At 56.9% G+C, this 24,613-nt stretch carries 23 protein-coding genes; 8 read left to right on the forward strand and 15 right to left on the reverse strand.

Features of this window, described 5'->3' with window-relative positions; translation table 11 throughout:
- Positions 1-640: 640 nt before the first annotated feature.
- The 6 genes from mltG to fabD form a co-directional block, all read right to left on the reverse strand.
- Positions 641-1,795, reverse strand: coding sequence for an endolytic transglycosylase MltG (mltG, locus tag ED661_RS18850; protein ID WP_122076045.1), 1,155 nt, complete (start codon positions 1,793-1,795; stop codon positions 641-643).
- Positions 1,796-3,061, reverse strand: a complete 1,266-nt coding sequence (gene fabF / locus ED661_RS18855) for a beta-ketoacyl-ACP synthase II (protein ID WP_122076047.1) — start codon at positions 3,059-3,061, stop codon at positions 1,796-1,798.
- A gap of 274 nt (positions 3,062-3,335) precedes the next feature.
- Positions 3,336-4,079, reverse strand: a complete 744-nt coding sequence (locus ED661_RS18860; protein ID WP_122076049.1) for a HisA/HisF-related TIM barrel protein — start codon at positions 4,077-4,079, stop codon at positions 3,336-3,338.
- 157 nt (positions 4,080-4,236) lie between these two features.
- Positions 4,237-4,470: an acyl carrier protein gene (locus tag ED661_RS18865; RefSeq protein WP_009808171.1), complete on the reverse strand. Its 234-nt coding sequence runs from the start codon at positions 4,468-4,470 to the stop codon at positions 4,237-4,239.
- Positions 4,471-4,881: 411 nt separating this feature from the next.
- Positions 4,882-5,619 (reverse strand): 3-oxoacyl-[acyl-carrier-protein] reductase, encoded by a 738-nt coding sequence (gene fabG, locus ED661_RS18870; RefSeq protein WP_122076051.1) that lies wholly within the window; start codon positions 5,617-5,619, stop codon positions 4,882-4,884.
- Between the two features lie 79 nt (positions 5,620-5,698).
- Positions 5,699-6,634, reverse strand: a complete 936-nt coding sequence (fabD, locus tag ED661_RS18875; RefSeq protein WP_122076053.1) for an ACP S-malonyltransferase — start codon at positions 6,632-6,634, stop codon at positions 5,699-5,701.
- Positions 6,635-6,879: 245 nt separating this feature from the next.
- Between fabD and ED661_RS18880 the strand changes: the two genes are divergently transcribed.
- Positions 6,880-8,157 (forward strand): cytochrome b/b6 domain-containing protein, encoded by a 1,278-nt coding sequence (locus tag ED661_RS18880; RefSeq protein WP_122076054.1) that lies wholly within the window; start codon positions 6,880-6,882, stop codon positions 8,155-8,157.
- Positions 8,158-8,248: 91 nt separating this feature from the next.
- Here ED661_RS18880 and ED661_RS18885 read toward each other — a convergent pair whose 3' ends face one another.
- From ED661_RS18885 to ED661_RS18895, 3 genes are all read right to left on the reverse strand, one after another.
- The gene (locus ED661_RS18885) at positions 8,249-8,872 is read right to left on the reverse strand and encodes a LysE family translocator (RefSeq protein ID WP_122076056.1); all 624 of its coding nucleotides are present in this window, start codon (positions 8,870-8,872) and stop codon (positions 8,249-8,251) included.
- Positions 8,873-9,067: 195 nt separating this feature from the next.
- A complete protein-coding gene (locus ED661_RS18890) occupies positions 9,068-9,643 on the reverse strand; it encodes a YceI family protein (protein ID WP_122076058.1) in 576 nt (191 codons plus the stop codon).
- Between the two features lie 208 nt (positions 9,644-9,851).
- Positions 9,852-10,406 (reverse strand): hypothetical protein, encoded by a 555-nt coding sequence (locus ED661_RS18895; RefSeq protein WP_254054892.1) that lies wholly within the window; start codon positions 10,404-10,406, stop codon positions 9,852-9,854.
- Positions 10,407-10,768: 362 nt separating this feature from the next.
- On the opposite strand from ED661_RS18895, the gene rpsF reads away from it, so the two are divergent.
- The 6 genes from rpsF (at position 10,769) to ED661_RS18925 (ending at position 15,173) form a co-directional block, all read left to right on the forward strand.
- Complete coding sequence (gene rpsF / locus ED661_RS18900; protein ID WP_122076060.1) at positions 10,769-11,122, forward strand: 30S ribosomal protein S6; 354 nt, start codon at positions 10,769-10,771, stop codon at positions 11,120-11,122.
- 27 nt (positions 11,123-11,149) lie between these two features.
- Complete coding sequence (rpsR, locus tag ED661_RS18905; RefSeq protein WP_005982441.1) at positions 11,150-11,377, forward strand: 30S ribosomal protein S18; 228 nt, start codon at positions 11,150-11,152, stop codon at positions 11,375-11,377.
- A 13-nt stretch (positions 11,378-11,390) separates the two neighbouring features.
- Positions 11,391-12,008 carry a 50S ribosomal protein L9 gene (gene rplI, locus ED661_RS18910; RefSeq protein ID WP_122076062.1) on the forward strand — a complete coding sequence of 206 codons (618 nt, stop codon included), beginning with the start codon at positions 11,391-11,393 and terminating at the stop codon, positions 12,006-12,008.
- Between the two features lie 138 nt (positions 12,009-12,146).
- Positions 12,147-12,515, forward strand: a complete 369-nt coding sequence (locus ED661_RS18915; RefSeq protein WP_122076064.1) for a hypothetical protein — start codon at positions 12,147-12,149, stop codon at positions 12,513-12,515.
- 120 nt (positions 12,516-12,635) lie between these two features.
- A complete protein-coding gene (locus ED661_RS18920) occupies positions 12,636-13,115 on the forward strand; it encodes a lytic transglycosylase domain-containing protein (RefSeq protein ID WP_122076066.1) in 480 nt (159 codons plus the stop codon).
- A gap of 99 nt (positions 13,116-13,214) precedes the next feature.
- Positions 13,215-15,173 (forward strand): bifunctional 2',3'-cyclic-nucleotide 2'-phosphodiesterase/3'-nucleotidase, encoded by a 1,959-nt coding sequence (locus ED661_RS18925; protein WP_122076068.1) that lies wholly within the window; start codon positions 13,215-13,217, stop codon positions 15,171-15,173.
- Positions 15,174-15,256: 83 nt separating this feature from the next.
- Here the strand turns inward: ED661_RS18925 and ED661_RS18930 are convergent, their stop codons facing one another.
- From ED661_RS18930 to ED661_RS18950, 6 genes are all read right to left on the reverse strand, one after another.
- Positions 15,257-17,602 carry a CHASE3 domain-containing protein gene (locus ED661_RS18930; RefSeq protein ID WP_122076070.1) on the reverse strand — a complete coding sequence of 782 codons (2,346 nt, stop codon included), beginning with the start codon at positions 17,600-17,602 and terminating at the stop codon, positions 15,257-15,259.
- Positions 17,603-17,863: 261 nt separating this feature from the next.
- Positions 17,864-19,195 (reverse strand): trigger factor, encoded by a 1,332-nt coding sequence (tig, locus tag ED661_RS18935; protein WP_122076072.1) that lies wholly within the window; start codon positions 19,193-19,195, stop codon positions 17,864-17,866.
- A gap of 217 nt (positions 19,196-19,412) precedes the next feature.
- A complete protein-coding gene (locus ED661_RS18940) occupies positions 19,413-20,531 on the reverse strand; it encodes a porin (protein WP_122076074.1) in 1,119 nt (372 codons plus the stop codon).
- Between the two features lie 355 nt (positions 20,532-20,886).
- Complete coding sequence (locus ED661_RS22020) at positions 20,887-21,042, reverse strand: hypothetical protein (protein WP_162930196.1); 156 nt, start codon at positions 21,040-21,042, stop codon at positions 20,887-20,889.
- Positions 21,043-21,109: 67 nt separating this feature from the next.
- The gene (locus tag ED661_RS18945) at positions 21,110-21,445 is read right to left on the reverse strand and encodes a hypothetical protein (protein ID WP_122076076.1); all 336 of its coding nucleotides are present in this window, start codon (positions 21,443-21,445) and stop codon (positions 21,110-21,112) included.
- Positions 21,442-22,167: a lysozyme gene (locus ED661_RS18950; RefSeq protein ID WP_122076078.1), complete on the reverse strand. Its 726-nt coding sequence runs from the start codon at positions 22,165-22,167 to the stop codon at positions 21,442-21,444. Before ED661_RS18950 ends, ED661_RS18945 begins: the two co-directional genes overlap by 4 nt.
- 287 nt (positions 22,168-22,454) lie before the next feature.
- Between ED661_RS18950 and ED661_RS18955 the strand changes: the two genes are divergently transcribed.
- On the forward strand, positions 22,455-24,602 hold the full coding sequence (locus tag ED661_RS18955; RefSeq protein ID WP_162930197.1) for an ATP-binding protein: 2,148 nt from the start codon (positions 22,455-22,457) through the stop codon (positions 24,600-24,602).
- The last annotated feature ends 11 nt before the right edge of the window (positions 24,603-24,613 follow it).

Consider the following 24,613-nt stretch of genomic DNA (forward strand, 5'->3'; position numbering starts at 1 on the left):
CTGAGCGCTCGGCGGCGCGCAGGCGATCCAGGCGGCAGCTGATTTCATTCCGGGCAGCGGCGAGATCTCGTTCGCGCGCATCTCCTGTTCCTGTGGGGCTGTGCTCGACAAGGGTTTTCTCCACTTTCTGGCAGTCTCTGATAAGCCCCTCAAGTTTTGCGATCCGGGGAAGTGATGTGGCCAAAGCCTCCTCGCCGGATGTGGCAATCAGTTGTTGGAGATCTTCGGCCTCCTGACGCAGGCGCAGAATTGATCGCTGGAGCGATTGAAACAGATCCTGCGTGGTTTGAGTTTGGAGGGTTGGCTCTGTCTGTGACATCTGAGCATGGGCCTTTCATCCAGAGGGGCCCCGGCACAACAAAAGACTAAGAGGATCAAGAGCAGGCGCTGAACCACCGGCTCAGCCGACAAGAGCTGATCATCGATCTTTTGCAGCTGCGGGGTAAGTTAGGTCAAGCGCCGGACAAAAGTCAAATGAGTAAGGGTTGCCAAACGACCGGGAACATGGGGAAATCTTAACCAACCTGAATTGGACAGACCCTGGGTCGCGACCTCGAGACAGGACCAAAACAGAAAAACCCGCCCGGTCATTTGACACGGGCGGGTTCAAGGATTTTCAGGGTCTTGCAGATCAGCGTGATCAGTTGTTGTTACGCTGCGCTTCGATCTCGCGCCATTTTACAACGTTGCGATTGTGCTGTTGCAGCGTTTCCGCAAAGGCGTGACCACCGGTACCATCTGCCACAAAGAACAGAAAATCGGTGGTATCCGGGTTCACAGCCGCCAAGAGGCTCGCCTGACCTGGGTTGGCGATAGGCGTTGGAGGCAGCCCTTCGATCACATAGGTATTCCAGGGTGTTACCTTGCGCAGTTCGCTTTGACGCAACCCGCGACCCAGCACACCTTCGCCCTTGGTGACACCATAGATCACGGTCGGATCCGTTTGCAGACGCATGCCGCGGTTCAGACGGTTGGTAAAGACACTGGCCACCTGGCCGCGCTCCCGTGCAACACCGGTTTCCTTCTCGATGATCGAGGCAAGGATCAGCATCTCCTCTGGGGTCTGAACTGCCGCGTCTTCGCTGCGGTTTTCCCAAGCGGCACCAATCAGCAACTCCTGCCGGGCCTGCATCTGCGCCAGAATTTCAGCGCGAGGCTGGCCAGAGATGATCTCATAGCTGTCTGGTGCCAACATGCCCTCGGCAGGGCGCTCTCCGGGATCACCGGAAAGGATATCGATGATTTGCAGCGCATTCACCACCTGCCAACTGGTCACACCCTCTGCAAGGGCAACCCGAAAGCGGGTATCCGTAGCGGATTTCAGCTCGGTAAAGATCGCTGGAGCCTCGTCTACACCAAGCTCAAACTCAGCCCGTTCAACAAACTTGCCAGAGGCCGGGTCCAGCTCACGCACTTCGGCGCGCAGCCGGGTCACGCCAACGCGGTAGACAACCTCGGTCCCGCAGGTGCTGGCCCCGCCCTGGGTGATCTGATCCAGAATGCTCTCCATCGAGGTGCCTGGACGGACCAGAAAGCTGCCGGCTTTAAGCTGGCTAGACTTTTCAGTGTACTTGGCGCTCAACCGAAATATCATGCCAGAGGCCACCGCCCCCTCCTGTTCAAGTTCAGCGCTCACCCGGGTCATGTTCGACCCGGGGCGCACCTGCAGACAGATCGCCGTCTCCAGCGGTCCTTCGGCGGTATACTGCGATTTGCCCCAGAGGATGAGGCCGCCCAACAGGAACAGCAGCACCACCAGAACAGTCAGCATGTTTGAGGCTAGGCTACGCCACATTTATTTGGGCTTCCCAAAGACCACAGAGGCATTGGTGCCGCCAAAGCCAAAGGAATTGGACAGGGCCACATCAATCTTGCGCTCACGCTTGGCATTGGGTGCCAGATCGATGGGTGTTTCCACCGCCTGGTTGTCCAGATTGATGGTTGGCGGTGCAACCTGATCCCGAATCGCCAGGATCGAGAAGATCGCCTCAATCGCGCCAGCGGCGCCCAAGAGGTGGCCAGTAGCCGATTTGGTCGAAGACATAGTGACCTCAGCCGCGTGATCGCCCAGCATGCGCTCAACCGCACCCAGCTCGATCGTATCGGCCATGGTCGAGGTGCCGTGAGCATTGATGTAATCGACGTCTTTGGGCTCAAGTCCAGCATTTTTCAGCGCCGCTCGCATCGAACGTTCGCCGCCCTCGCCGCTCTCGGAGGGAGCTGTAATGTGATAGGCATCGCCCGACAGGCCATAGCCCAGAACCTCTGCGTAGATCTTGGCACCACGGGCCTTGGCGTGTTCATAGTCTTCCAGCACCACAACACCGGCGCCTTCGCCCATGACAAATCCGTCGCGGTCGGTGTCATAGGGACGCGAGGCCGATTTGGGATCATCGGCGCGTTTGGTCGACAGGGCCTTGCAGGCGTTAAAGCCAGCAATGCCAATCTCGCAGATTGCCGCTTCGGCGCCGCCAGCGATCATCACATCAGCATCACCCGATTTGATCAGCCGGGCCGCATCACCAATGGCATGGGCACCTGTGGAGCAGGCCGTCACTACAGAATGGTTGGGGCCTTTGAAGCCAAAGCGGATCGACACCTGGCCAGAGATCAGGTTGATCAGGGCACCCGGAATAAAGAAGGGAGAAACCCGACGCGGGCCCTTTTCCTTGATCATCACGGCGGTGTCGGCAATCGAGCTCAGCCCGCCGATACCGGAACCGATCATCACGCCGGTGCGTTCCAGGCTTTCGGTATCTTCCGGCGTCCAATCCGCATCGCGCACAGCCATTTCGGCGGCGGCGATCCCGTAGAGGATAAAGTCATCGATCTTTTTCTGATCTTTCTTGATCACCCAGTCATCCGGGTTGAAAGAGCCGTCTGTACCGTCACCACGCGTGACTTCGCAGGCATAGGTGGTTGCAACACCACTGGCCTCTGCGTCAAACAGCGTGATCGGTCCGGCACCAGACTGGCCGTCCAGCAGGCTTGACCAGGTCTCTTCGACTCCGGTTGCCAATGGTGTCACCAATCCCAATCCGGTTACAACGACTCGACGCATTCCTTGCTCTCCTCTGCCTCGGCAATTCGCTCACCCAGATAGCTTGGATTGCCCAAGAGGTGCAAGTGCGCCAATAGAACGCCCAGGCGGGAGTGTTAAAAAACAGGAGAAAGACCGCCGCTCAGAGCAGATCTATTGCAGATCTTTCATCTGCTTCGCGGCTTTGGGGCAGATTTCCCCCTGCCCCAAGCCAGTTTTGCAAAGCCGTCGCATTCCTCCCAAATGGTTTAGCACAAAGACCCTGCCTAGCCCCCAGAACGAGAGCGGGCTCAGGTCAAAGGAATTCAGCCACTTGCTCTGTCTGCGGCTGCGCCGTCTCCAGAGCCTCTTCCAGCGTCAGCGATTTACGGAACAGCGCCCGTCCCACCAATGCGCCAGAGATGTTATTGATGTATTTCAGTCGGGAGATGTCATCCACGCCACGAACGACACCGCTGGCAATCACGGGCGAATGAGCGGCAGCGGCGAGACCAGAAATCAAACCCAATTGCGCCTCAACATCAGACATATCGCTGTCGATATCAGTCACAATGATTCCAGCAAAGGGGGCACTGCCAAAGGCTGCGATATAGGTTTCGGGCTCAAAGGCACCGGCCTTCAACCAACCCTCGGTCATCACCTGCCCCTGCCAAACATCCACTGCCAAGACAATTTGATCTGGGTGCTGCTTGGCCAATTCGCTCACAACTGTCGGATCCAGCGCTGCCAGGGTGCCCACCACAACGCGGCCTGCGCCCTGGTCAATCCAGGCCTCAACGCTTTCACGGCTGCGCATGCCACCCCCCAACTGCACCGGAATACCAGCGGTCCGGATGATCTCCTTGACCAGATCCGCATTGCAGTCATCACCTTTGACCGCATTGAAATCGGTCAGATGCATCCATTCAGCACCGGAGGCGGCGAACTCCTTGGCCTTTTCAACCGGATCCACATGCCAGACCAGCGGCTCATCCAGGCGCCCCTTTTCCAAGGTGACACAATGCCCGTCCAGCAGTTCCATTGTTGGATAAATCTGCATCCCGAAATTCCTCCTGATTGCTCAACCTCTGCATGATAGCACATATCATCACAGCATAGGCCGAGCCTTCCCCAGAACAGTCAGGCATGCGAGACGCAAAACGGCGCTTCCCTAGTGGAAAACGCCGTTTCGATAATCACATTGCTGTGATGGAGACTTAGGAAGCTTCGGTGATGAACTTCACTGCGTCGCCAAATGTCTGGATGGTTTCGGCCGCATCATCAGGGATCTCGATGCCGAACTCTTCTTCAAATGCCATGACCAGCTCAACAGTGTCGAGGCTGTCTGCACCCAAATCGTCGATGAAGGACGCGTTTTCGGTCACTTTTTCTTCTTCAACACCCAGGTGCTCTACAACGATCTTTTTTACGCGGTCTGCGACGTCGCTCATGTCATTTCCTCGTTCTTCAGGGCAGTTTGCCCGGTTTTGCCCGTACCCGCTTGGGGTGGCATTGTTTTGCCCGATGCGGGCGGTTCTGCTCCCAAACGCGAGAGCTACCCGATCGCCGCCCTTTGGTAAGGGAAACGTCAGGACGAATATGGGCCGCCTATAGCACAGACCAGCGCAGAGGCAAATGGTTTCGCACCATCAGCCGCCCTTGTCTGTCCCCTGCCGTGACCGACCCAGTCGAGCAGATGGCGCCGCACAGCCCCAAGGACAAGGGGCAGCGCGGGCTATTTCTTAGACCCAGTTGATATCAATGTGATATTTCAAAAGATCTGGGACATTCTGTGCTTTGGACTATCCGATTCTGCAATGTTTTTTGCGCGAGCTCCCGGAATTATCAAAACCAGATTCCCCTTACAGCATCGCCATACCGCCGTTCACATGTAGGGTGCTCCCGGTCACATAGGCCGCCTCGGGGCTGGCCAGATAGAGCACTGCAGCGGCGATTTCTTTCGAATCCCCCATGCGAGCAGCCGGGATCTGGGTCAGGATCGCATCTTTCTGGGTATCGTTCAGCTTCTCGGTCATGGCAGTGGCGATAAAGCCCGGCGCAACCGCGTTGACGGTAATGCCCCGATTGGCGACCTCATAGGCGATGGATTTTGACATGCCGATCATCCCAGCCTTGGAGGCCGCGTAGTTGCCCTGACCGGGGTTGCCGGTGGCGCCAACGATGGAAGAGATATTGATGATGCGGCCCCAGCGCGCTTTCATCATGCCACGCATCACCCCACGGCACAGGCGCATGGTCGAGGTGAGGTTCACGTCCAAAACGCTCTGCCACTCCTCATCCTTCATCCGCATAAACAGATTGTCCTTGGTGATCCCGGCATTGTTCACCAGGATATCAACCGAGCCCATGGCTTCGGCCGCCTGTTTTGGCAGGGCCTCAACCGCCTCTGCGTCACTCAGGTTGCAGGTGAGCACATGAGCGCGTTCGCCAAGCTCAGCTGCCAGTTCCTGCAGCGGGGCCTCACGGGTGCCGGAGAGCGCTACGGTCGCTCCCGCTGCATGTAGAGCACGGGCGATATCGCCGCCGATGCCACCAGAAGCCCCGGTGATCAGGGCATTTTTGCCAGTCAAATCAAACATATCTATTCCTCTGTTTCCAAGTGCTTGGCCTTCTGAGCTGCCTTCAGCTTCAGGCCGCACCTCTATTGCTTGCGCGAGATCAGGACTCTTTGACGGCAGCAACCGCCTCAGGAGTGCCAAACTGGCGGCTGGACAGGCTGCGGTCGATCTTGCGGATCATGCCCGAAAGCGCCTTGCCGGAGCCAATTTCCCAAAACTCCGTGACGCCCTTGGAGGCCATCACCTGGACGCTCTCACGCCAGCGCACCGACCCCGTGACCTGTTCGACCAAGAGCTGGCGGATTTCGGCAGGATCGCTCACCACATCGGCCCGCACATTGGCGATCAATGGCACGGCGGGGGCTTTGATCTCTACTGCGGCCAGGGCCTCAGCCATGACATCTGCGGCGGGCTGCATCAGTGCACAGTGAAACGGCGCCGAGACCGGCAACATCACTGCGCGTTTGGCACCGCGCCCCTTTGCGATTTCGGCAGCGCGTTCCACGGCGGCCTTGTGACCTGACACAACCACCTGGGTGGGATCATTGTCATTGGCGGCCTGCACCACTTCGCCTGTCGCGGCAGCCTCAGCGGCGACCTCTTTGACGGTGGCAAAATCCAGCCCCAGCAGGGCGGCCATGGCGCCGACACCAACCGGCACCGCGCTTTGCATTGCTTCGCCCCGCGTGCGCAGCAGACGGGCGGTATCTGTGACAGAAATCGCACCCGCTGCGGCCAGAGCTGAATATTCACCCAGCGAATGCCCGGCGACAAAACCCGCGTGATCAATTGCAATCCCTTCGGCCTCCAGCGCACGCATCGCCGCCAATGAGGTCGCCATCAAGGCAGGTTGGGCATTCTGGGTCAGGGTCAGGGTCTCGATATCGCCTTCCCAGATCAACTTGCTGAGGTTTTCCCCCAGAGCCGCATCGACCTCATCAAAAACAGCCTTTGCGGCCGGATAAGTCTCTGCCAATGCCTGGCCCATTCCGATGGCCTGGGCGCCCTGCCCGGGAAATACAAATGCGATCGTCATTAAGGGTCACTTCCTTCGCTGTCGTTTTCTCCGGTTTAGCCTCAGCTGACCCAACGTACAAGTGAACTGAACAGAGCCGCCCTATGCCCCTTTCCCAGGGGGCCAAGGATATCTGAGGAGACAGACGGCACCCGCTGTGCAGCGCCGCGCACAAACCCTGTTCACATGTGGACATAGCCTGCCATTGCATGACCCGAACGCATGACTAGATTGGCCAGTATCCATCTGTACAAGGAACCAGCCCCGTGTCCGCCCAAAACACCACCTCCAGCTACGGCAGTGTCACCAAGAGTTTTCATTGGCTCACCGCGCTTTTGCTGATCTCCGCCTTTCTGCTCGGCCTAAATGCCACCGACCTCGCTCATGAGATCCAGAGTCCCGGTTTTGATGGCTCTGCCGAGACCCTGTCGCGGGCCGTGCTGCTGTTCTCGATTCACAAAACCGTCGGTGTTGCGGCCTTCTTCACTGGGTTGGCCCGGATCATCTGGGCGCTGAGCCAGCCCAAACCAGGCCTGCTGCATCCTGAAAACAAACCCGAAGCCCTGGCCGCAGAGGTGGTTCACTGGGTACTTTATGGCGCCATGGTCGCAACTCCTTTGACCGGCTGGATCCACCACGCCGCCAGCACCGGCTTTGCCCCGATCTGGTGGCCCTTTGGTCAGGAGCTGCCCTTTGTGGCCAAGTCTGAGGCCACCGCCGGGCTGTTTGGTGCGCTGCATTGGATCTCCACCAAGGCCCTGCTGGTTACCGTTGGACTGCATGTGGCAGGCGCCCTGAAACATGTGGTGATCGACCGCGATGCCACCCTGCGCCGTATGTTGCCCAAGTCCGGTGACCTGCCAACACCACCGGCGCAAAAGCACAGCCCGGTTCCAGCCTTTGTCGCCGCAGCGATCTGGGTCGCTGTCCTGTCGGCTGGCGTGATGATGGCGCAGGACCCTCACGATCACGGCTCTCACAGTCATGCGGAGGCAAGCCCCGCCGCAACACAGACCAGCCAGGATGCGGGTTCCGCTGAAACCAGCCAACAGGCCTCCGCAGGCAACTGGGTGGTACAAGAGGGGAACCTTGGCCTGACTATCCAGCAGATGGGCAGCGGCGTCAGCGGCTCCTTTGCCAACTGGCAGGCTGAGATCACCTTTGACAACCCCGATGCCCCTGGCCCTGCTGGCAAGGTAGCCGTCGAGATCGACATAACATCGCTGACCCTGGGCACCGTCACAGACCAGGCCATGGGAGCGGATTATTTTGACGCCACGACTTATCCAACGGCGCGGTTCGATGCCGAACTGGAAAAGCTCGCAACCGGGTATCAGGCTGTCGGGACCCTCACCATCCGGGACAAAACCGTCCCACTCACCCTGCCCTTTACCCTCAGTCTTGATGGCGATCGGGCCGAGATGAGCGGCCAGACCAGCGTCAACCGGCTCGACTTCGACATTGGCAAAGGTACGCAGGAGGAGGGCACTCTGGGCTTTACTGTGGTTCTGGACGTGGCCTTGACGGCGCAACAGTCGCGCTAAAAGCAAAGGCTCTGCTGCACAGCGAAAAAACGAAACGGCCTCCCCGAGCGAACTTGGGGAGGCCGTTTCGTTTTGATAAACTGAATACCCTTTAACCTTCGGCAAGTGCCGGTGGTTTGGCCAAAAGCAACAGGACCCCAAACAGGATCATCCCAACCCCGGAGCCGCGCTGGAACCAATGCAACTTGGCCGCGGCTGTGCGGGCTGCAAAATGACCGATCATCGCATAGGTCAGGATCGCTGTGGCCTCGAGCACAAGGAAGATACCACCCAGGGTCAGGTAGCTCAGCGCGTAGGCATCAACATCCACAAACTGGGGAAAGAAGGCCGCAAAGATCAGGATCGCTTTGGGGTTTCCAACCGCCACCAGGGCCTCGCGGCGAAAGCTGTCGCGCAGCCGCACCGGGCTGGCCGATACATCTGCCCCTTGGGTGGCTGCCGCGTTTTTCAGCAGTTTAACACCCAGCCAGATCAGATAGCAGGCTCCCAAAATCTTGACTGCAGTAAAAACCAACGCCGAGGTCGACAGAACAAGACCCAGCCCCAGGGCGCTCAACGCAATCATCGGCACAAAGACCAACAACCGCGCCAGCCCGGCAAGCAGTGCAAACCCCGGTCCATGTTGCGCCCCATTGCTGAGCGCCAACAGGTTGCTGGGGCCAAAAGCCAGGTTCAACGCAAAACAGGCGGGAATAAAAAGTAACAATTCGGCCATGAGGCAGCTCCCAATACATATGTTATCAGGGCATCCCCTGGCTCCTCCTTCCCTCCTACAACGCCCTAAATGTTCTGGCGAGAGGGGTTTTGGGGTGGGGGTACAAACAAAAGGCCGCCTCCCAGATTGGGAAACGGCCCTTTTTTCCTTCAGTGTCGTGTTACGCAGTCGAAACCCGTAAAACGCTCCAGAAGATTACTCGGCTTTCATTGCCTCGATGGAGATCATCAGCGGCACTTCATCGCTGACATAGGGGGCAAATTTGCCCAGACCAAAGTCAGAGCGCACCAGGGTGGTGCTGGCATCAAAACCGGCCCATGGCTTACCCGCCATTGGGTGATCACCCGTCTGGTTCAGCTTTGCGTCCAGAACGATGGATTTGGTCACACCATTCAGCGTCAGATCACCGGTGATGTTGGCGGTACCTTCGCCGGTCACGTCGATCTTGGTGGAGGTGAATGTAACCTGCTCGTCGCCATTGGCCTCAAAGAAATCTTTGGACATGAAGTGATCAAACCGCGCCTGCCAACCTGTCAACATCGAGCTCAGCGGCATGGAGACGGAAACCGTAGAGTTTGCAGGGGTCTCCTGATCAAACATGATCTCACCTTCAAAACCGGAGAACATGCCCCAGGTGGTGGAGAATCCGAGGTGGTTGTAGTTGAACACAACCTGGCTGTGGCTGGCGTCCAGCACGTATTTCTCGGGAGCCGCGAAGGCTGCGGTGGTGCTCAGGCCGACAAGTGCTACAGCTGCAAGGATCTTTTTCATTCGTTTCGCTCCGTTGGAGAAGAGTAGAGTTCAAGGTTTCTTGATCGTGTCGGCTATACCTGTGCCCTGTGGAGAGAAAATGAAACCGGCATTTTCCAACACTATCTGTTGAGAAAAGAACAAAGGCCCTGCGCGGTGACGCAGAGCCCTTAATTTATTCAGGATCGGAGGTACCTTGGTCAATTCCGCTCACGCGGACGTGATCAGATTAGCTGAACAATTGCACCGCACCGCTCAACTGATCGCGCAATTGACTGCGCGCTGCCGAGCTCCCGAGAGGCACCTCGATCAACAGGCTGCCGTCGTTTTCAAACAATTGCACTGCACCGTCTTTCAGCCGTGCGCCGCCAATGGTGTCGTAACTGCGGCGCAGAACCGTTTTGGGTTGCCCATGGGCATCACGGCGCAGCACCCGCAACTCACGGCGCACCGGGTCAAAACAGGCTTCTGGCTGATTGCGCAGATCCCGCAATGTCATCAGCACCAGCCCCAGAACAAAGAACAACACCGACACCCCAACCTTCATCAGGTTCAGCTCGGGATCAGCCACGCTACTAGGAAACAGCCAAAGCCCGCTGGCACTGACCATCATTGCAAGCCCCAGGCCGCGCAGCAAAACTGTACGCAACCGCCAGTTTGCTTCAAAGCTCAATACCAGGGGCATGGCCGTGCTCAGGTTGCCACCGGTCAGCGCCTCTCCAACAAATCTGCTGCGATGTTGTTGCCCATAGGGGGGAAGAGCTGCTTCGCTGGATATGGTCATGATCTGCCTCAATCTGCCGAACCGTCACCAATGAGGTGCGGATTAACTTTTTGTTAACCAAGATTGACGCGAAGAATGAGGCAACAATGGGGCGGACTGGCAAGAATTGTTGATATCCCCGTGTTTTTCGTGACTTATAGCATCCAATACAGCCTCAAACCGGCCCTAAAATTGACCAATCCTCCCCCTTTGCTCGCTAGGGTGGAGTACACCGGTCCTTTTGCCTTGCTCTTTGCGCCAGAGCCGCTATATGAGGCCATCCTTCCGCGACACATTCGATCCGCGCAGACTCTCGTGACAGGGCAGCGGAAGGTTCAACCGCCCGGTCTATGAAATGCGCCTTGAAACAAACTGGAGTTCGCATGCCCCTCTATGAGCATGTTATGATTGCGCGTCAGGATCTGTCCAACTCGCAAGCTGAAGGTCTCGTCGAACATTTTGGTGCCGTATTGGCTGACAACGAAGGTAAACTCGTTGACAGTGAATACTGGGGCGTCAAAACGATGGCCTATAAGATCAACAAAAACCGCAAGGGCCACTATGCCTTCCTGCGCACCGATGCATCTGCAGCGGCTGTTCAGGAAATGGAACGCCTGATGCGCCTGCATGATGACGTGATGCGCGTTCTGACCATCAAGGTCGACGAGCACGCCGAAGGACCTTCGGTCCAGATGCAGAAACGTGACGAACGCGACACCCGTCGCGAGCGCCGCTGATCTAGCTTGAGAAAAGGACGCTAAACCATGGCAGCCAAACCATTTTTCCGCCGTCGTAAAGTCTGCCCCTTCTCGGGCGACAATGCGCCAAAGATCGATTACAAAGACACCCGTCTTCTGCAGCGCTACATCTCTGAGCGTGGCAAGATCGTACCTTCGCGTATCACCGCCGTTTCGGCAAAGAAGCAGCGTGAACTGGCCCGTGCTATCAAGCGCGCCCGCTTCCTCGCCCTGCTGCCCTATGCTGTTAAGTAAGGAGACCTGAGCAATGCAAGTTATCCTTCTTGAGCGCGTAGCCAAACTGGGCCAGATGGGCGACGTTGTAGACGTCAAACCCGGTTTTGCCCGCAACTTCCTGCTGCCCCAGGCGAAAGCCAAGGTCGCATCGGAAGCCAACCTGGCCGCCTTTGAGGCCCAGAAAGCGCAGCTGGAAGCACGCAATCTGGAAACCAAAGCAGAAGCAGAAGCACTGGCCGAAAAGCTGGACGGTCAGCAGTTCGTCGTGATTCGCTCCGCTTCGGATGCTGGTGCCCTCTACGGTTCCGTCACACCACGTGACGCCGCTGAAGCCGCCACCGAAGCCGGGTTCTCGGTCGACAAAAAGCAGGTTGCTCTGATCGATCCGATCAAAGACCTCGGCCTGCACACTGTTGTGGTCAAACTGCACCCAGAAGTCGAAGCTCAGATCAAGATGAACGTAGCCCGTTCTGAAGAAGAAGCTGAGCTGCAGGCCTCTGGCAAATCGATCCAGGAGCTCGCTGCCGAAGAGGAAGCCGCTGCTGAATTCGAAATCGCAGAACTGTTTGACGATATCGGCGCAGCCGCATCCGACGACGACGAGGGCGACGCTCCCGCAGCTGCCTCTGACGAAGAGCCCGCTGCCTGATCTCCCTTCGATCAGACGACAAATGATTCAAAAGGCCACGCCCTCGCGGTGTGGCCTTTTGTCCGTCAGGGCTAGCCCAATCCTTTGTTCGGTCCTATTTTGGTGTTGCGACATCTTTGGATTTAAGGAGCAAAGCATATGAATAACCGAGTTTTGACAGGTCTTTGTGGTGGCTTCCTTTTGCTGGCAGTCTCTGCCTGTAACACTGTTCCGCTGGAGGCCCCGCTACAGGTCAGCGGCTCGCCAGCCTCAAATTTCGCGGGCGATGAGGCCCAGTGCCGCGCAGAAGCACGGCGTGTGGGACAGGGGCATATCGGCAAGACTGCGGCTATTGGTGGCGCAGGTGGGGCCATTGGCGGTGCTGTAGAGAGCGGCGACAAGGCCCTGGCGGGTGCCATCGTTGGCGCCGCTGTTGGCGCTGCAATTGGCGATGCCCAGGTTAAGGAAGCGCAGCGCAACTACCTGGTTCAATGCATGCAACAGCGCGGCCATGCCGTGACCGGTTAATCTCGACAGGCTTGCCCCTGCAATCTCCCCAGCCAGCGGCAGTCAGAAACTCGCCGCCCCAAAAGCCCCGCGCACCTGGAATGGGCCAATGCCCTTTTCCGGCCCCTAAGCAGGTTTCCCATGTCTCGACGTCAATTCCTCGCTCTTTGCCTTGCCCTGCCACTTGCACTGCCCGCCTGCGGCTCGGCGGGCGGAGACACACTGGATGAGAACGCAGCCTTTGACCCGCCGCTTTATCCCAATGAGACCCCCGACCTGCGCCGCAGCATCAACCATTGGGCCGACCACTACGACATCCCTCGCCTCCTGGTGCACCGGCTGGCCGTCCGCGAAAGCACCCATCGCCCCTGGGCCATCAACCGGCCCTATTATGGCTTGTTGCAGATTCTGCCTGCCACAGCCCGCTCCATGGGGTTTTCCGGCAAGCCCTCGGATCTGCTGGATGCCGATACAAATCTTGAGTTTTCAGTAAAATACCTGCGCGGTGCCTGGCTCTTATCGGACGGCGACTACGACACTGCGGTCAAACACTATTCCCGCGGCTACTATTACGAGGCCAAAAGGCGCGGCATGCTCAAGGAAACCGGGTTGGCGAACTAACCCGCACAATCCTTTGGGGAAAATTGGTCGGGACTCCTGTCATTTTGATGTTATCGTTACCGGATATCCAAGCAGCAAATTTACACTGGGAGTTTCACCATGCCGATCTCACTTGACCGCCGGTCCTTTCTCGCGGGCAGCGCCGGCCTCATCGCGCTGCATCCGTTTTCGCTCCAGGCGGGCTCAAACCAGGTCCATCTGCGCCTGATGGAAACAACCGACCTGCATGTGCATGTCTTTCCCTATGACTATTACGCCGACAAACCCCGCGACACGGTGGGGCTGGCCCGTACCGCCGCGATCGTCAATGAGATCCGGGCTGAGGCCAGCAATGCTTTGCTGCTGGATAATGGTGACTTTTTGCAGGGCAACCCGATGGGGGATTACATCGCCTATGAGCGCGGCATGCGCGACGGCGATCTGCATCCGGTGATTGCGGCGATGAATGCTGTGGGCTTTGATGCCTCCACCTTAGGCAATCATGAGTTCAATTACGGCCTTGATTTCCTGATGAAATCCCTTGCCGGAGCGGATTTTCCGGTGGTCTGCGCCAATATCGCCAAAGAGAGTGGTGCAGCGCCGCGCGACGACAAGACCCTGCTGCTGCCCTATGTGCTGATGGACCGCGAGCTGACAGATGGTGCGGGACAAAAGCATGCCATCAAGATTGGCCTCATCGGCTTTGTGCCGCCACAGGTGATGAACTGGGATCGCCGCCATCTGGAGGGCAATGTTGAGGCCCGCGACATTCTGCAATGCGCCCGTGCCTATGTGCCGGAAATGAAGGAAAAGGGCGCCGATATCATCATCGCCCTGTCGCACTCGGGCATTGGTGAGGCACAGGAGCGCGAGGGCATGGAGAATGCCTCGCTGGTGCTGGCCGGCGTTGATGGTATTGATGCCATCATGACCGGGCACAGCCATCTGGTCTTCCCCTCGTCCAAGTATGACGGGCTCGACGGGATTGACGTTGCCAAGGGCACGCTGCAGGGCAAACCTGCCACCATGGGCGGCTATTGGGGCAGCCACCTGGGGCTGATTGATCTGATGCTGGAACGGGACGCAGGCGGCTGGCGCGTTGTTGGCCATGCCTCAGAGGCGCGGCCGATTTCCAAACGCAATGAGGATCGCTCAATCACCGCCCTGGTGGAGAGCGATGCAAAGGTTTTGGCCTCTGCCGCGCAGGAGCACGAGGAAACCCTGGCCTATGTGCGCCGCGCGGTAGGCAAAACAGACGCTCCGCTGCACAGCTACTTTGCCCTGGTTGCAGATGATCCCTCGGTGCAGATCGTCTCCATCGCTCAGAGCTGGTACATCGCTCAGATGCTGAAGGGCACCGAATATGAGGGCCTGCCCATTCTGTCTGCCGCAGCCCCCTTCAAGGCCGGTGGCCGTGGTGGGCCAGAGTATTTCACTGATGTGCCAAAGGGCGATGTGGCGATCAAGAATGTCTCGGATCTATACCTCTACCCCAATACCGCACGGGCGGTTTTGGTCAGCGGCGCTCAGGTCAAGGACTGGCTGGAACGCTCGGCTGGCATGTTCAATCAGGTTGATCCTGGCAAGGCAGATCAGTTGCTGCTCAATCCAGAATTCCCCAGCTACAACTTTGATGTGATGGATGGGGTGAGCTACCAGATCGACCTGAGCCAGCCGTCAAAGTACAGCAGCAAGGGGGCCCTGGAGAACCCAGAGGCAAATCGCATCGTCAATTTGACCTATAACGGCGCGCCCATTGATGCCGAGGCAAAATTCATCATCGCCACCAACAATTACCGTGCCTCTGGTGGCGGCGATTTCCCTGGCGCCAAGGGCGATACCATCGTGTTTGAAGGTCCGGACACCAACCGCGATGTCATCGTGCGCTACATCGTCGAGAAAGGCACCATCAGCCCCCGTGCGGATGCCAACTGGAGCTTTGCCCCCCTGCCCGGCACCAGTGTCCTGTTTGACACCGGGCCAAAGGCCAGCGATTACGCCAGCGAGGTTCAGGGCGTCGATATCACCCCCGCCGGAGAGGGCCCCGACGGTTTTGCCCGCTTCCGCATTGATCTTTGATCTCGACTCCATCTTTGATGGATGAGAGACAAAGGGGCCCGCTGACATGGCGGGCCCCTTCTTACATACTGCTGATCCTGGTATCAGAAATCATCCCACCGGACCTGATCATCTGTACCGGTTGCAGCCATCACCGGTTCAGCCTTTACGGGCTCATCCCAGCTCTCGCCCTCACCGCTTGGATGGGCTTCAAAGGCGGTCTGCGGGGCAGAAGTATTGGCAAGGGGGGAGACAGTCGCGGCACCGTCGATCTCAAAGTTCCCCATCAGTTCGACCAGCTTGCCGGCATCCGTTTTCAGCAACATGCTAGCGGCGGTGGATTCCTCCACCATGGCGGCATTCTGCTGTGTCACCTGATCCAGCTGCATCATGCCGGAATTGATCTCATTGAGGCCCGTTGATTGCTCAACCGCACCTTCGGCAATGCCAGAAACCTGTTTGGAGATCCGGCTGACCTGTTGAACGATGGTTTGCAAGGCGCCACCTGCCCGGCCAACCAGATCAACGCCGCGGCCAACCTGCTTGCCACTGTCTTCGATCAAGGTCTTGATTTCCATCGCCGCGTCAGAAGAACGCTGTGCCAGGGCACGTACCTCGCTCGCCACCACGGCAAACCCACGACCGGCTTCTCCGGCACGGGCGGCTTCGACACCGGCATTCAGCGCCAACAGGTTGGTCTGGAAAGCGATATCATCAATCACCGAGATGATTTGCGAAATACTCTCAGAGGAGCTCTCGATCTCGGTCATCGCCGCAACAGCCTTTTGCACCACCACATCGCTGGTCTCGGCCTCAACGCGTGCTTCTTCCATGGTCTGCTCAACTGCCTTTGCACCCTCGGCTGCGGATTTGACCGAGGCCGTCAGCTCATCCAGGGCCGCCGCAGTTTCTTCCAGCGTTGCAGCCTGGCTTTCGGTGCGGCTCGACAGATCCTGCGAAGCCTGACTGATCTCAGCCGCGCCATTGCCGATACTGCTGGAGGTGTCCATCACATGGCCAACAATGCCCTTCAGGTTCTGTACGGTGTTGTTGAAATCTCCGCGCAGCTTTTCATAGTCTTCGGGGAACTGTTCCTCGATCTGCGCCTGCAGATTGCCTTTGGACAGTTGTGACAATTCCTGGCTCAACCGTTCCACCACATGGTTCAGCTCAGCATCGCGGCCTTCGGCCTTTTTCTGCTCCAGGGCCTGCATCTCAACCAGGGCATCGCGGAAAACGTCCAGGGCGCGGGCCATTTGGCCAACTTCGTCACCACGCTCCTGGCCCTGAATTTCGACGGTGTTGTCGCCGTCAGCGAGACCTTTCATCGATACGGTGATCCGATTGACAGCGCGGGCCAGACTGGTCCCGACAATCAAGGCAAAGGCACTGCCCAACACGATGGCGACCAGGATTGCAGCTGGGATCATTGTCTGCGCTTGGGCCGAGATCGCGGCATTTTCAGCGCGACGCGCCTGCATCAGAGCAAGCTCTTCAGCCTTGAAGGCAGAGATGATCTCGGAGAATTCAGCAAAGAACGCCGCTCCGCGCCCTTCACCCACAAAATCCGCCATATCATCCATTGTTTTGGCATCGCCAATTTCTCGGCGCAGCTGAAGCAGCGGTTCCACGGCCTGTTCACGCCAGTCGGCGATGATCTTGGCCATCTTTTCCGCCCGGATCTCCTGCATCATGCTCTCGACCGACTTAACTTCCAACTCAGCGACCAGCCGTTCGAACTCAGCCGCATTGGCGTTGAAAGAGTCCAATAGCGTGTTTTCGCCGACCAGAAGGAACCCACGCATTCCAGCCTGCAAATCTACAGCGATGGTCTGTAGGTCTTTGGCGTCACTGATAATTGAGTGGGAACGCTCCACCGCTTCGAGGGAGCTATTCATAAACTCTGGGCTGGCAATGCCGGTTTTCACCAGGGTCATAAATGCCTGTCGGCGATTGCTCAGGTTCACTTCTTCTTCTTCGATGAAACTCTCAATCTCCGTGCGGAAGGCATCAAAAAACTCTGTGCCTTTGGCCTTCCTCACTTCGGCCGCCATGTCATTCATGGTCATTGCATCACCAATGTCCCGGCGAAGCTGAATGGCGTGCTCAGCAACCTCGGTCTGCCAGGCGCGCAGGATGTTCTCCGCCTGCGTTAGCTGCTCCACCATCTGAGGTTCATCGCTGACGGTCTGATACAATTCCTCAAAGGCGACAAAGGTCTCTGCCACACCATTTTCATAGGGTTCCAGATATTGTTCTTGGCCAGCCAAAAGATAGCCGCGCAGGCCCGCTTCCATTTCGAAGGCAGATGAGGTGAGATGCGCTACCTCGTCCAAGATGTGCTGTGTGTGGTCAACCTTATGTGAGGTCTCTTCCATCAGTTTGAGATCAAAGACCGTCAGTGCACCAACGCCCCCGATCAGAATCAATGGGAACAACGCAGCAGACATGACTTTTGTCTTGGTCTTTACACTGGAAAGAGAAAATCTCCGTACCTTATTCGCAGAAATACCGGTCATCGTTACATCCTGTGAGAATCAATATCTCTCTCAGAATGAGACAAAAGACTTACCATACTATTAGTTGTATTAGTCGATTTACATTTCAATTCCTGAATTCATCTCAGGAAAAGCCAACGCAACCAAAACTTCAAAGTCTCAAAAAAAGGGGCCGCCCAAAAGGCGACCCCGAAAAACATAATTAAAGGAAGATTATTCTTCTTCCAGAGCCTCAACAGCTTTCTGAAGATCCTCTTTCGAGACTTCTTTCTCCGCAACTGTTGCCGATTCAAACAGGTGATCGATGACTTTGTCTTCAAACAGAGGCGCGCGCAATTGCTGTTGCATTTGAGCGTTCTGCTGGATGAATTCAAAGAACTGACGTTCCTGACCAGGGTACTGACGCGCCTGTGCCATGATGGCCTGGGTCATTTCAGCATCGGTCACTTCGACTTCTGCTTTCTGACCCAGCTCTGCCAGCAGCAGGCCTAGGCGCACACGGCGCTCAGCCAGCTTGGTGTGCTCTTCGGTGGTTTCGATTTCACCGTGGTCGTGACCTTCAACCTCTGGGTGATCCTCGTGCCACAGCTGGTGCGAGATCTGCTTGGCTTCGGCTTCGACCAGCGAAGGAGGCAGGTCAAAGGAAACCAGCTCGTCCAGCTTGTCCAGCGTCGCACGCTTCATCACAGCGCGGGCAGCACCGGCGTATTCGGATTCGAGACGCTCACGGATCTGGCCCTTCAGACCATCAAGATCTTCGGCGCCGAATTTCTTCGCCATCTCGTCGTTGATCTCGGCAGCTTTGGGTGCCTTGACCTCTTTGATGGTGCAGGAGAAGACAGCTTCTTTGCCCGCCAGGTGCTCGGCCTGATACTCTTCGGGGAAGGTCACGGAGACGTCTTTTTCGTCGCCGGCCTTCACGCCAACCAGCTGCTCTTCGAAACCAGGGATGAAGGAGTTGGAGCCCAGAACCAGTGGGTAGTCGTCAGCCGCGCCGCCTTCAAAGGCTTCGCCGTCCACTTTACCCAGGAAGTCGATGACGACCTGATCGCCATCTTCAGAAGCAGCTGCTTCGTCACGGGCTTCAAATTCCTGGGCGTTCTCAGCCAGGTTTTCCAGAGCTTCGGTGACAGCTTCGTCTTCTGCTTTCACAACCAGCTTTTCGAGGGTCACGCCGGACAGGTCAACCGCAGGAATTTCTGGCAGGGCTTCATAGGACATATCAACGCTGACGTCGTCGCCCTCTTTCCAGTCTTCGTTGGTCATTTTGACGTCGGGCTGCATTGCAGGGCGGTCGCCGGATTTTTCAAAGTGCTCGTTCATGGCACCGTCGATGGTTTCCTGCATCGCTTCGCCAATCATGCGCTGGCCGAACTGCTTTTTCAGCAGCGCCATCGGCACCTTGCCTTTGCGGAAACCCTTCATTTCGATTTCCGGCTGGGCCTCTGTCAGCTTTTCATTGACCTTGGCGTCCAGTTCGGCAGCGGTGACCGTGATGGCGTAGCCGCGTTTCAGACCTTCGTTCAGTGTCTCGGTGACCTGCATGTTATACCCCATAGAGATTCGGGACGCGCGCGCGCAGGCACCGCCCCCAGACAATTTGAGGCCTTCTATTGTTACTGGCGGCGCGGTGCAAGAGCCATTGCCGGTTTCCCCCTCTCAAAGCAGCAATTCCAGCGCATTTTTTGGCTCACCCACAAAAAAGCACGCCCCCAAACAGGGGACGTGCTTCTTGTTTTGAAAACCGAGGGGAAATCTGTCTTCAGAACTTCCAGCGAGCGCCGGCCAGGATCACATTGGCATCCTGGTAGGTGGTCGCCGATGTGTCAGCGTAGGAATATTCGCGATAAGCGATATAGGTCTCAAGATTGAAACGGTCGATCTTCTGGACCGCGCCAATGCCCCAGCTTTCCGAGGAGTCGCCTGCGGTGACCAGATCGGAGCCATCGTAGTAGTCCACCGAGAAGGAGGTCGAACCGGCGGCGATCAGGTTTGCCGAATAGCCAAGCTTGGCATAGGCATAGTTGCCGGAGATATCGCGGTCGCCACCAGCAATTGCCAATGAAATCCCGGTATCTTTGTGCAAAAGCGCAATCGAACCGGAAATATCACGACGGTCCTGGGAGCCGGTTTGCTCGGTCCAGGCGGCACCCAAACCAGCATCCAGCGCAAAGGCACCCAGGTCGTCGTTGCTGTAGCGTACAGCGACATCGTAGGTTTCGCGATCGTTGTTGTCCGCCAAGATATCGGTGCCGTAAGACGCCGAGAAGGTGAACCCACCGAAGTTGTTGCTGTCATAGCGAACGCGGCCCAGACGGCTGCCGTCGATATCGGTGAAAGCATCACCAATCGCAACAGTGCTCAGCGCACCAGTGCCATCACGGAAGAAGAAACCACCGCCGATATCCGGAACCGAGTTGCTGGCGGCAAGGCCAGTGCCGGAGAAGTCAGCGCCGGTGATGCCATCGGTTGCCATAGAGCCCTGACCAGCAGAGAACGTACCGTACTTGGCAGTTTCAAACTGGAAATCAACATGACGCAGGTTGGTCCGGCGCCAATTGGTCAAATCACCTTTGGTGGTTTGATCCGTGCCGTCAGACGCGCGCAGACCAAAGGCTGTTTCAAAGTTAAACTTCAGGGTGTTTTCGCCAAAGGCCTGCTCGACCCAAAAACCGATCCGCGAGTTTGACGAGGAGTTGTCAACAGCGCGGTTGTAGTCTTCGACGCCATCGTCAAAAGACTGGTAGGATGGGTTGAACTGACCGTACCAGCGGAAGCTACCGCCATTGTCATTGGTATAGGTGGGGCCCGCAAATGCCGGCGCGGCCAGCAAAGCAGCGGCAACGGCTGCACTGCTGCGCAATACGAGTTTGGTGCTCATGGATCTGAGTCTCCTGGTTGAGTATTGGTGGTCCGTATTCCCCCCATCCCAGGGATCCGTTCCTGTTTAGCGTTATATCAATCAGATTTTGGGGGGCGCAGTCTTGAAATTTATTCCGCTCTGCCAGGGGGGCAAAAACTGACAAAAAAGTGTTCTTTTGCGACGCTAGCGGGCGGCTTTTCGTAAAGCCGGAAAAAAGTTACGTGACCTAGTTCACGTAGCGCCTGCGCTCAGAGCAAAGCTGCCTTGCAGTCAGCGAAACTCACCGCAATTGGAGAACTTTTTTTGACCCATCGGATTCGTTTTTTCCTTCATTAACAGAAAGAAATACGCAGCATTTCTGTTCACTTTCTTGTCAGTTACCACCTACCGGCAGCCCTAGCTCTAAATTGGGGCCCAGTTCAGGTTTGACAAGTATTTCCGCCAAAGTCGCCAGCCTGGCATTGGCACAGGCCCGCCCCTGCGCCTCGGCAACGATCGCTCTGGCCAGCTCGCCCTCAGTGCGTGGCAATGGCCCCTCATATCCGGAACAGGGCCTCAGCAGGTCTGGCGGAACGGCGACTGGTGAAAGTATCGCTTCAGGGAGAGTGCGGGTACAGGCGCTCAGCAGTATGGCCAAGCAAAGGTGACAAAGGCGCATCCTGGCCCTCCATCTGTTGCAGATCATTTGTGATCAAAATCCAGCGCCGTTCTTCCTCTGCGGCGCGGGCCAAATGGGCGCGGTGAACACGTGCGGCCTCTTCTGCGCGTTCCAGTTCCACCAGCGCCGCAGTCAGTTGTCGTTGGGCCTGCTCCAGTTTAGCGGCCAATTGCCCCCGGTCGCCAAGCAGCTTCATGCCGCCAAAGACCAAAAGGGAACAGGCCAGCCCAACTGCCAGCATTGGCAGGTTGCGCAGCAGCCAAACCAGGCTCATGTGGTCTCTTTCAAAGCTGCATGACACATCTGCATCTCTGAATACCGGCGCTGAGTCAGGCCCCGCCAGACCCGACCGCCCGCCCGGTTCCAGCGCTTCAGCTCATTGCAGGCCCCCACCAGATCTCCTGCATTGGCGCGACGCACCAATGTAGAGGCGCAAGCGGCCTTGGCCCCAACATTATAGGTCCAGGACACCAGCGCGATTTTCATCCCCAGCGGCACAGTGGCCATGAGACATTGATCAAGGGCGGTTTCGTATACCGCGATCTCAGCCGCCAATATCTGGTCGCACTCCGCTTTGCTGTAGCGATCTCCTGGCGCCACCTGTTTGGTTTTGCCGTAACACACGGTCCAAACGCCAACGACATCGCGGTAGGCCTCCTGTCGCAATCCTTCCCAGCCGCCAATAAAGGCCAGGGCTGTGGAAAGCGCTATCCCGCTGCCTGCGACAATTCCCAAACTGCGGCTCTTGAGAGCACCTCGCTGGTCTCGGCGAAACTGACTCAAATCCGCAAGCCCTATCTGAAATACTATCCGTGCCGGGATGGCCAGGGTTTGAAACAGCGCAAAAGCGGCCGCAAAATAAACCGGCGACCAACCGACCATATCAGGGCTGAATGTGGCAAAGAAAAACCCAAGCAGCGCCAGCAACCCTGCGAGAACAAACCACATACTGGCCGCCCTGGTTATTACCGCTTTCCAGTTAGAAACAAGCGTCATGATGCGTCTCCTACGACCCCGAAGTCAGAAGCCAGGCAGCCTAAAAGAGAAGTTTTGAGGTCAGGTAAGCCCTACGCGCGCGACGCAACAGCAGGGCATAGAACGACGAGATCGGAGGCGGCACCACAGGCAATATCACCAGTTCCGCGATTTTAGGGCTGGGCAAATAGAAACACGTCGCCTCGATGGGCGTAGTTATACAAAACTATGGCAACACTTTTTTGTTTGCGTATCACGAGAGGTACCTTCAAGCTACACCACTTGAGGGTAACGGAAAACTGGCACCGATGCAGAATATCAATAGCCTTGATAAGGCCACCAGCTATAGTCAGGGCGTGCGTAAAACGCTGCGGGTTGTCCTCGATTTTCTGTCCGCCATCGCCGCCTTACTGGTGGTGCAAAATCTTGTTCGCGACGGTCAATTTGGGGCGAGTATTGTTGCAACAATCTTGCTGCTTGTTGTTCTCTGTGTTCTTCCTGCCGTCTTCTTACGAAGGGACATTTATCTGCCATTGCGGGGTGGCATGATCGTAACGGGCTTGGTCACCGCCAATTTTATCGGTATTGCCAATCTTGGGCTAGGCGCTGCCGGATTTGTTGGCTTTCCCTTTTACATGGCCCTCTGTGCCGCATTGTTCAACCGAAAACTGACACTCTTCTTCTTTGCGGTTTTTAGCTGCGCCATTGCAGCCATCGCCGCTTTGTTCATTCAGGGCGGTTTATCCTCTCCAGACCCCCGAATCGGCGAGTGGAATCAAAACACAACAAACTGGGTCATCATGTTGGCCTCGCTCATGGCCAGCAACTTTCTGGTTATTATACTGGTCTCCAACCTCAGTCGTTATTGGAAAGAAACAGACAATGTTGCGGCAAACCAAGCCCTACAGTTTGAAACTCTGGTCGAATATGCCCCCGATGCAATTGTGATCTATGACATCGACAAGAACCATTTCACTTCCGCCAACACCCGTGCCGAGGAGCTGTTTGGCCACAGCCGGGAAAAGTTGGTCAACGGGCTCAGCCTGGCAGAACTCAGCCCAGAGAGACAGCCATCAGGAGAGCTAAGTGCGTCTCTGGCGCGCAAACACCTGGAGGCCGCTCTTGATGGTGAGTTCCCCATATTTCACTGGCGTCATCTCAATGCCGAAGGCAACGAAATTGACTGCGAGATATCGCTCACCCGCATGCCCCCCTTTAGTCAAAAACTCATCCGGGCAAATATCGCTGATATCGCCAACCGGCTTGCAGATCAGAAACACCGCGAGGAATTGCAGTCGCAACTGTCTGCTTCTCAGCGGCTCGAAACAATTGGCCAGCTGACGGGTGGGGTTGCCCATGACTTCAACAATCTCCTCGCAGTAACCCTCGGCAATCTTGAACTGTTGCTAGAGGAAGCCGATGAAGAAAGGCGTGTGGAATATGTGACCTCCTGCATCAATGCGACGCTGCGCGGTGCTGATCTGACACGCAGCATGTTGAGCTATGCCCGGCGTGCTCCGCTGCATCCCGAGGTGATAAACCTGAACAAACTTGTGCTGGAAACAAAGAACTGGGCCGGACGCACCCTGCCCTCTCATATTCAGGTCGAAACCTCACTTCTGGCCCAGCTATGGGATGTTGAGGTCGACCCCGGCGTCGCCGAAAGCGCGCTGTTGAACCTCATCCTGAACGCCCGTGATGCTATGCCTGACCACGGCAAACTGACCATTGAAACCGCAAATATCCGGATCGATGAAAGCTATCAGGACAGCCGTAACGAGGCTCTGGAGCCGGGGCGGTATGTCATGATCGCGGTGTCAGATACTGGCGAAGGCATCAATTCCGAAATTCTGGACAAGATCTTTGACCCGTTTTTCTCCACCAAACCCTCCAGCGAAGGCTCGGGTCTGGGGCTTTCTATGGTGCTAGGTTTTATGCGCCAATCCGAGGGTACTGCCCAAGTCTACTCAGAGCCTGGCGTGGGAACCACTTTCAAGCTCTACTTTCCAGCCCTCTCCCCCGCTCGGCCCCCAAAACCTGAGGGAAGTGCCGCCTCGGAATCGACCTCATCCCAAGGAAAACGCATTCTCATCGCTGAGGACGAAGATGAGGTTTTAACGGTTCTGAAAACCACCTTGGAAAAAGCAGGGTATCTGGTAACCCGCGCCAGCAGCGGAGATGAGGCAAAAGAGCTCTTTGAAGCCGACCCAGGATTTGACCTACTCCTGACGGATATCGTCATGCCAGGTCAGCTCAAGGGAACAAGCCTGGCAACTGCTCTTCGCGCCATCAACAATGATCTTTCAGTTGTCTTTATGTCGGGCTATGCGGCCGAGGCAACCGTGCATGGCAACGGATTGCGCCCCGAAGATATTCGGCTGATGAAACCCATCATGCGGCGGGACCTGTTGGCGGCAGTTGCCACCGCCATCGGGACACCAGAAAAGACGGCATAGGGGCGGCGGTC

It is taken from the genome of Pseudophaeobacter sp. EL27 (assembly GCF_900313025.1).
Classification (GTDB): Bacteria; Pseudomonadota; Alphaproteobacteria; order Rhodobacterales; family Rhodobacteraceae; genus Pseudophaeobacter.

Coding starts and splice junctions, on each gene's coding strand:
- rpsR (WP_005982441.1), top strand. CDS start 11,150: ATGGCAGCCAAACCATTTTTCCGCCGTCGTAAAGTCTGCCCCTTCTCG.
- rpsF (WP_122076060.1), top strand. CDS start 10,769: ATGCCCCTCTATGAGCATGTTATGATTGCGCGTCAGGATCTGTCCAAC.
- ED661_RS18945 (WP_122076076.1), bottom strand. CDS start 21,445: ATGAGCCTGGTTTGGCTGCTGCGCAACCTGCCAATGCTGGCAGTTGGG.
- ED661_RS18955 (WP_162930197.1), top strand. CDS start 22,455: ATGCAGAATATCAATAGCCTTGATAAGGCCACCAGCTATAGTCAGGGC.
- ED661_RS18950 (WP_122076078.1), bottom strand. CDS start 22,167: ATGACGCTTGTTTCTAACTGGAAAGCGGTAATAACCAGGGCGGCCAGT.
- ED661_RS18940 (WP_122076074.1), bottom strand. CDS start 20,531: ATGAGCACCAAACTCGTATTGCGCAGCAGTGCAGCCGTTGCCGCTGCT.
- ED661_RS18885 (WP_122076056.1), bottom strand. CDS start 8,872: ATGGCCGAATTGTTACTTTTTATTCCCGCCTGTTTTGCGTTGAACCTG.
- ED661_RS18860 (WP_122076049.1), bottom strand. CDS start 4,079: ATGCAGATTTATCCAACAATGGAACTGCTGGACGGGCATTGTGTCACC.
- tig (WP_122076072.1), bottom strand. CDS start 19,195: ATGCAGGTCACCGAGACACTGAACGAAGGTCTGAAACGCGGCTACGCC.
- rplI (WP_122076062.1), top strand. CDS start 11,391: ATGCAAGTTATCCTTCTTGAGCGCGTAGCCAAACTGGGCCAGATGGGC.
- ED661_RS18925 (WP_122076068.1), top strand. CDS start 13,215: ATGCCGATCTCACTTGACCGCCGGTCCTTTCTCGCGGGCAGCGCCGGC.
- ED661_RS18895 (WP_254054892.1), bottom strand. CDS start 10,406: ATGACCATATCCAGCGAAGCAGCTCTTCCCCCCTATGGGCAACAACAT.
- ED661_RS18915 (WP_122076064.1), top strand. CDS start 12,147: ATGAATAACCGAGTTTTGACAGGTCTTTGTGGTGGCTTCCTTTTGCTG.
- ED661_RS18920 (WP_122076066.1), top strand. CDS start 12,636: ATGTCTCGACGTCAATTCCTCGCTCTTTGCCTTGCCCTGCCACTTGCA.
- ED661_RS18890 (WP_122076058.1), bottom strand. CDS start 9,643: ATGAAAAAGATCCTTGCAGCTGTAGCACTTGTCGGCCTGAGCACCACC.
- mltG (WP_122076045.1), bottom strand. CDS start 1,795: ATGTGGCGTAGCCTAGCCTCAAACATGCTGACTGTTCTGGTGGTGCTG.
- fabD (WP_122076053.1), bottom strand. CDS start 6,634: ATGACGATCGCATTTGTATTTCCCGGGCAGGGCGCCCAGGCCATCGGA.
- ED661_RS18930 (WP_122076070.1), bottom strand. CDS start 17,602: ATGTCTGCTGCGTTGTTCCCATTGATTCTGATCGGGGGCGTTGGTGCA.
- ED661_RS18865 (WP_009808171.1), bottom strand. CDS start 4,470: ATGAGCGACGTCGCAGACCGCGTAAAAAAGATCGTTGTAGAGCACCTG.
- fabF (WP_122076047.1), bottom strand. CDS start 3,061: ATGCGTCGAGTCGTTGTAACCGGATTGGGATTGGTGACACCATTGGCA.
- fabG (WP_122076051.1), bottom strand. CDS start 5,619: ATGTTTGATTTGACTGGCAAAAATGCCCTGATCACCGGGGCTTCTGGT.